Annotated in this window: 1 rRNA gene; it reads right to left on the bottom strand. The window is 54.0% G+C overall.

The window, feature by feature from the left end:
• A 16S ribosomal RNA gene (locus M3629_RS28320) occupies positions 1 to 252 on the bottom strand; the annotation flags it as partial.

Below are 252 nucleotides of genomic sequence, written 5' to 3'. Positions count from 1 at the left end.
GCGGCTTCACTGCCCGTTGTACCGGCCATTGTAGTACGTGTGTAGCCCAGGTCATAAGGGGCATGATGATTTGACGTCATCCCCACCTTCCTCCGGTTTGTCACCGGCAGTCTATTTAGAGTGCCCATCCGAAATGCTGGCAACTAAATATAAGGGTTGCGCTCGTTGCGGGACTTAACCCAACATCTCACGACACGAGCTGACGACAACCATGCACCACCTGTCTCAACTTTCCCCGAAGGGCACCTAACG

Origin of the sequence: Paenibacillus polysaccharolyticus, from assembly GCF_023714295.1 — a bacterium.
GTDB lineage: Bacteria > Bacillota > Bacilli > Paenibacillales > Paenibacillaceae > Paenibacillus > Paenibacillus polysaccharolyticus_A.
The sequence above is the reverse complement of the archived record's forward strand: the minus strand, read 5'-3'. Positions and strand labels throughout refer to the sequence as shown.